We start from the raw sequence: 4210 nt of genomic DNA, 5'->3' as shown, positions 1-4210 counted from the left end.
GGATCGGTGCCGGAGGGTCACCACCAGCGGCAGGACGAAGCGGTACAGGACGATCAGCCCGAGCGCGAGCACGTACAGCGCGATCCAGTAGGTGCGCTGCCACGACCCGACGGACAGCACCCCGCCGACGCTGAGCATGTGCGGCAGCGCCACCAGGACGGCCGCGTAGCTCAGGAGGTGGATGACGTGCCACGCCTCGTACGGCAGCCGACGACGGACCGCGACGAGCGACGACACGACGACCGCGACGAACAGGCCGAGGGCGAGGTACGCCAGGGGCATGTCCGGCGTGGAGAACAGCGCGATCGTCTCGGCGACCGGGCTCTTCGCCGACTCGGCCGAGTAGCCCAGGGTGAGCAGGGCGCCGTGCGCGAGCAGGAGGTACAGCACCGGCTTGCCGAGGGACCGGTGCACCGCGATCGCGTTGTCCTGCCCGAACACGCGGTCGATGAGCGGCACACGAGCGGCGAGCACGAGCATCACCAGCGTGAGGTCGGTGCCGATCAGGCCCGCGACGATGCCGGCGTCGGTGAGGACGCTGCCGACCCCGGTCACCGTCCGCGACGCCGGGGTGACGAGCCAGAGCAGGACGGCGACCGCGGCGGACACCCACGCGAGCACGCCGAGCAGGTCGGCCGCGGCGGTCCGCGCCCGCTTCGACCGCCGTCGTCGACGGGCTGCGGCGGCGAGCGGCTCGGAGGGGGCGGGGCGGAGCCGTGGACGGCTCGCCGCGCCGGGTCGGGTGGCAGGGCCGGCGGTGTCGATCATCGTCGTGGTCCTCTCCAGCGGTTGATCGGGTGCCACCCAGCATCTGCATCGGAACCATGAACCAGCCCGGAGCAGGCAGAGCCGTTCGTTCGAGATCTCGAGTGATGGCGCCGGGCGCCGTTCAGCGCGCCGGGAACCGCACGGTCGCGACGGCTCCGCCCCCGTCGCGGTTCGCGAGCGTCGCCGTCCCACCACCGCGCTCGGCGATGCCCCGGACGAGCGCGAGCCCGAGCCCGCTGCCGCCGAGCGTGGTCCGCGACTCGTCGGCACGCGTGAAGCGGTCGAACGCCTGCGGCAGGAACGCCTCCGGCACGCCGGGCCCGTCGTCGGTCACCGCGAGTTCCAGCGCGCGGGTGTCGTCCTGCCGGAGCGTCGCGCGGACGACGCCGCCGTCGCTGCCGGCGGCGATGGCGTTCGCGACGAGGTTGTCGACCACCCGGGCGAACGCGGCGGGTGCGACGTCGTAGCGGGCGTCCGGGTCGCCGACGTCGACCGAGAAGTCGACGTCCCGGGGACCGACGACGTCGATCGCCCGCGCGCGGTCCACCGACGCCATCAGCTCCGACACGAGGTCCCGCGCCGGTGTGGACGGCACGGGGGTGTCCTCGTCGAGCCGGCTCAGCTCGAGCAGCGTGTTCGCGAGCGCCACCAGCCGCGCCGCGTCCGACTCGGCGGCGGTCAGTTCGCGTTCGAGCGCGGCCGCATCCCCGGACGACCGGTGCGCCAGTTCCAGCCGTGCGGTCAGCGCCGCGAGCGGTGTCCGGAGCTCGTGGCTCGCGTCCGACACCATCCGGCGCTCGCGTTCGGCGTGCTCGCGCTGCCGGTCGAGGAACGCGTTGAGCGTCCGTGCGAGCCCGGCGAGCTCGTCGTCGGAGCGGCCGACCGGCAGGTGCCCGGCAGCGGTGCCCGTGCTGATCGCCTCGGCCGTGCGGCGCATCCGGCCGACCGGTCGGAGCGCGAGCGTCGTCAGGAGCCACGCGGTCCCGCCGAACGCCGCGAGCGCGAGGACCGTCCCGACGACGAGCGACCGGTCGACCCGCTCGAGCGTCTCGTGCCCGCCGCGGCCGTCCTGGGCCGCCCACACCACGAAGGACCCTGCGGAGGTCGTCACCGGGACGCCGACGACGGTGACCACGCCGCGGTGGTCGCGGAGCCGCAGGGTGGTCTCGTCGCGCACGGTGTCCGGCAGGCGGTCCCGCAGTTCGTGCGGCAGGGCGTCGACGGTCCACGCGCCCGCTGCGTCGCGCACGCCGACGAGCACCCCCTGGGATGGGCGGTCCGGCGCCTCGCCGGGGTTGCTCCGGAGGTCCGCGACGAACGGTGCCGCGTCCCGTTCCGCGAGGGACCGGTCGGTCTCGATCGTCGCGCGCTCGATCTGCAGGTGCAGGACGAGGGCGGTGCCGACGAGCACGACGGCGCCGACGAGCAGGCTCCCGAGCGTGATGCGGGTGCGGATCGAGAGCCGGCGCAGCACCCTCACGGGACGGCCACGACGTCGAGCGCGTAGCCGACGCCGCGGACGGTGCGGATCGCGACGTCGGCGTCCGCGGCCTGCAGCTTCTTCCGGACGTAGCTGACGTACTGGTCGACGATGGTCGGGTCGAAGTGCTCGGCGCTCCCCCACACCTCGTCGAGGACCTCCGTGCGGGACCGTACGGTGCCGACCCCCTGCACGAGGAACCGCAGGAGCGAGAACTCCTTGACGCTGAGCGGGAGGTCGCGTCCGCGGACCGTCGCACGGACGGCGACGGTGTCGAGCCGCACGGCGCCGGCCTCGACGACGGTCGGGGTGCCCGCGGCCCGGCGCCGCAGGTGGGCGCGGAGCCGGGCGTTCAGCTCGGCGATCGCGAACGGCTTGGTGAGGTAGTCGTCGGCGCCGGAGTCGAGTCCGAACACCCGGTCGTCGACCGCGTCGCGGGCCGTCACGAGGACGACCGGGAGGTCCTGCCCCATCTCGCGGAGCCGACGGCAGACCTCGAAGCCGGTCATCTCGGGGAGCATCACGTCGATGGCGGCGGCGTCGAACGCCTGCGTGCGGGCGGCGACCAGCGCGGCGACCCCGTCGGTCACGAGTGTGACCGTGTGACCTTCGCCGCGGAGTCCGCGCTCCACGAGCGCGCCCATCTCGGGGTCGTCCTCGACGACCAGGATCTCCGCCATGCCGTTCCTTCCCGTCCCCATGGTGCCGTACGTCGGTACGGTCGCGCACGTGCGTGGTGGCGGACGCGNCCGCCNGGAGGCCCGGNGCGGGTCCGNGGGACNGGCACCGGGCCTCCAGGCGGTCACCGTCCGTCCGTCGCCCGTCCGCCCCGGGCTCGACACCTCGGGTCAGGCCACGCCGCTCGTCCCGAGGAGCGAGCCGATGAGGAAGGTCGCGGCGAGCGCCAGCGCACCGCCGACCACGACGCGGATCGTGGCCCGTGGGACGGAGCCGCCGCCGATCTTCGCGCCGGTCGCACCGGTCAGCGCGAGCGCGATGAGCACCACGACGAACGTGACCGGGAGGCGTGCGCCGTCGGGCGGGAGGAGGATCGCGAGCAGCGGGAGCAGTGCGCCGATCGCGAACGACGCGCCGAAGGCGAGGGCTGCGTGCCAGGGGCTGACGACCTCGTCCTCGTCGATGCCGATTTCGGTGGAGAGGTGCGCTGCGAGGGCGTCCCGTTCGGTGAGCTCGGCCGCGACGCGTTCGGCGGTGTCGCGTCGGAGGCCGCGCTGCTCCCAGAGTCGGGTGAGCTCCTCGAGCTCGACCTCGGGGTCGTCGGCGAGTTCCCGTCGCTCCTCGTCGATGAGGGCGCGCTGGCTGTCGCTCTGGCTGCTGACCGAGACGTACTCGCCGAGGGCCATCGAGATCGCGCCGCCGACGAGGGCGGCGACGCCGGCGGTGGCGATGGCGGGGACGGAGGTGGAGGCACCGGCGACGCCGACCACGATCGCCGCGGTCGAGACGATGCCGTCGTTCGCGCCGAGGACGCCGGCGCGCAGCCAGTTGAGCCGGGCGGAGAGGCCGCCGGCGTGGGCTTCGCCCTCGTGCTGTGGGGTGTCGGTCACCCGGCCAGACAACCACGCGGCGGAACGCGGGTTCGTGTGTGTTCTCGAACGAACGGATCAGTGCGCCGACCGGCCTGGCGCCGTGCGTCGCGCGGCCGGACCGCGTTGTGTGGACACCAGCGCGCCGGGTCGTCCGGCGCACGAAGAAGGGCTTTCGATGAACTGGCAGTTCGGGGGCATCCCGCTCCACCCACTGTTCGTCCACCTCACTTCCGTCGCCGTTCCGGTCGCCGCGCTCGTCGCGATCGCCGTGGCCGCGTGGCCCGCAGCCCGCCGTTGGTTGGCGGTCGGTGCGCCGATCATCGGGCTCGTCGCGCTCGTGTCGGTGCCGCTCGCGACCTCGTCCGGGGAGTGGCTGGAGCACCACGAGGAGGAGACGGCGCTGCTGGAGCGG

General features: G+C 74.1%; 4 protein-coding genes and 1 pseudogene. 1 reads left to right on the top strand and 4 read right to left on the bottom strand.

The window, feature by feature from the left end:
- The 4 genes from I59_RS04335 to I59_RS04320 all read right to left on the bottom strand — a co-directional run.
- The coding region (locus I59_RS04335; protein WP_022902818.1) for a ferric reductase-like transmembrane domain-containing protein at positions 1-768 on the bottom strand (768 nt) is incomplete at its 3' end.
- Positions 769-889: 121 nt separating this feature from the next.
- A complete protein-coding gene (locus tag I59_RS04330) occupies positions 890-2248 on the bottom strand; it encodes a HAMP domain-containing sensor histidine kinase (protein WP_042726454.1) in 1359 nt (452 codons plus the stop codon).
- On the bottom strand, positions 2245-2928 hold the full coding sequence (locus I59_RS04325; protein WP_022902816.1) for a response regulator transcription factor: 684 nt from the start codon (positions 2926-2928) through the stop codon (positions 2245-2247). Before I59_RS04325 ends, I59_RS04330 begins: the two co-directional genes overlap by 4 nt.
- A 168-nt stretch (positions 2929-3096) precedes the next feature.
- Positions 3097-3816, bottom strand: coding sequence for a VIT family protein (locus I59_RS04320; protein WP_022902815.1), 720 nt, complete (start codon positions 3814-3816; stop codon positions 3097-3099).
- 157 nt (positions 3817-3973) lie between these two features.
- On the opposite strand from I59_RS04320, the pseudogene I59_RS04315 reads away from it, so the two are divergent.
- Positions 3974-4210 (top strand): annotated as a pseudogene (locus I59_RS04315) (hypothetical protein); the annotation flags it as partial.

The sequence above is a fragment of the Curtobacterium sp. B8 genome (genome assembly GCF_000333315.1).
GTDB classification, from domain to species: Bacteria; Actinomycetota; Actinomycetes; order Actinomycetales; family Microbacteriaceae; genus Curtobacterium; species Curtobacterium luteum.
This window is presented reverse-complemented; position numbering and strand designations above follow the sequence as displayed.